The 1,531-nt window shown below is 66.3% G+C and carries 1 protein-coding gene and 1 pseudogene (1 of these 2 cut by a window edge); one reads left to right on the top strand and one right to left on the bottom strand.

What is annotated here, in order from left to right:
* Positions 1–38 precede the first annotated feature (38 nt).
* Positions 39–713, bottom strand: a complete 675-nt coding sequence (gene mtrA, locus K789_RS0103840; protein ID WP_024365603.1) for an MtrAB system response regulator MtrA — start codon at positions 711–713, stop codon at positions 39–41.
* Positions 714–897: 184 nt separating this feature from the next.
* Between mtrA and K789_RS22225 the strand changes: the two are divergent.
* Positions 898–1,531 (top strand): annotated as a pseudogene (locus K789_RS22225) (DUF4166 domain-containing protein) (it continues 67 nt past the right edge of the window).

Genomic DNA, 1,531 nt, shown 5'->3' with positions numbered 1-1,531 from the left:
CGCCCACCGGATCTGTTCCGGAGTGGCCGTCCGGTGGCTCAGGAACCTGCTTTGTAGCCGACACCACGGACCGTCAATACAACTTCGGGGGCTTCCGGGTCACGTTCGATCTTTGACCTGAGCCGCTGGACGTGGACGTTCACCAGACGGGTGTCGGCGGCGTGCCGGTATCCCCAGACCTGCTCCAGGAGCAGTTCCCGGGTGAAGACCTGCCAGGGCTTGCGTGCCAGGGCGACCAGCAGGTCGAACTCCAGCGGCGTCAGTGAGATTCGCTCGGTCCCACGGCTGACCAGGTGTCCTGCCACGTCGATCGTGACGTCGGCAATCCGCAGCGTCTCGGGCGCCTTCTGGTCGCCGGGACGCAGCCGGGCCCGGACCCTGGCGACCAGTTCGGCCGGCTTGAAGGGCTTCGGCACATAGTCATCGGCCCCGGACTCAAGGCCACGGACCACGTCGGAGGTGTCCGCCTTGGCAGTGAGCATCACGATCGGGACATCGGACTCGGCACGGATCTGGCGGCAGACTTCAATGCCGTCGATGCCCGGGAGCATAAGGTCCAGCAGCACGAGGTCAGGTTTGGCGGAGCGGAAGACTTCCAGCGCCTGCCCGCCGTCAGCGCAGAAGACGGGCTCGAACCCGTCATTGCGCAGCACAATACCGATCATCTCGGCCAGCGCCTCGTCATCGTCCACTACCAGAATGCGTGCCTTCATATGTATATATTCCCTTATTGCAATGGCTTTGTCGTATTCCGCGGCGCCCGGGCATGGCGCCGCCGGTACCGGGCGGCACATCGGTGCCGCCACCGGGCATCCGGCCGACTGTGACAAACCCCCGTCCGTCCCGCATGCTGTGGACAGGAACACATCAACCCGCCAGGAACCCCAGGAGGATTCTGTGAGCACCCCGATCTACCAGCTGGCCCTCGGCGCTGACTTCGCCCGGCTGCAGCCGGAGCTGCAGGAGTACTTCTCCCTCACTCCGGGCTCGGGCCACTTCGGTGTGGGCGAGGGCGTGTTTGACGTGGTTGGGTGCCGGCAGGGCTGGCTCCGTCCCCTGCTGCGCCTTGCCGGCGGCGAGCAGGCGTTTTTCCCGGAATACGGTGAGGGCATCCGGTTCCGGATCGAGAACCACGCACACCTTGACCCGTTGGGGCGCTCCAGCCTTACCGCCCGGCGCGAGATCTTCTTCCCGGGCACCACCCGGCTGTTCCACGACACCACAAGCTTCGATGACTCCGGCAGCCGGCACGGCCTGCTGGATTACGTCGGGCGGTACCGGCGGCTCGTCACGGATCTCAACCTCAGCGTCACCGCCGGGGGCCGGCTGCGCGGCGTGTCGGAGGCATCACGGCTGTTCCTCGGCCCACTGCGGATTCCCCTGCCCGCCGCGTTCGATGCCAAGGCCTACGCCGAACAGTGGTGGGCGCCTGAGGAGGGAACGGCCGGCAGGCACCGGATCCAGGTCAAGGTCATCCAACCGCAACTCGGGCTGATCCTGGTCTACGCCGGGCACTTCGACTATCGGCTGG

The organism is Arthrobacter sp. TB 26, assembly GCF_000427315.1.
GTDB lineage: Bacteria > Actinomycetota > Actinomycetes > Actinomycetales > Micrococcaceae > Arthrobacter.
This window is presented reverse-complemented; position numbering and strand designations above follow the sequence as displayed.